Source organism: Nocardia acididurans, from assembly GCF_016741815.1.
Lineage (GTDB): Bacteria > Actinomycetota > Actinomycetes > Mycobacteriales > Mycobacteriaceae > Nocardia > Nocardia acididurans.
On sequence record NZ_JAERRJ010000076.1, the window covers coordinates 1 to 228 of the forward strand.

The 228-nt window shown below is 64.5% G+C and carries 1 protein-coding gene; it reads left to right on the forward strand.

Going from position 1 to position 228, the window contains the following annotated elements; genetic code table 11:
• Positions 1-228 (forward strand): phosphopantetheine-binding protein (locus JK358_RS38860; RefSeq protein WP_201958910.1); only part of this gene is annotated, 228 nt, incomplete at both ends.

The window sequence follows — 228 nt, forward strand, 5'->3', positions numbered from 1 at the left end:
GTCGGTGTCGATGATTCCTTCTTCGATCTCGGCGGCAACTCCCTGTCCGCCATGCGCGTCATCGCAGCCATCCGCCACAGCATGAACCTCGACATCGAGGTCCGGCTGATATTCCAAAACCCCACCATCGCAGGCCTGGCCGGGTCGATGCAGACCGACGCACACCACCGCCGCCGCCTCGCACTGGTAGCCGCGGAGCGCCCGGATATGGTTCCGTTGTCGTTCGCC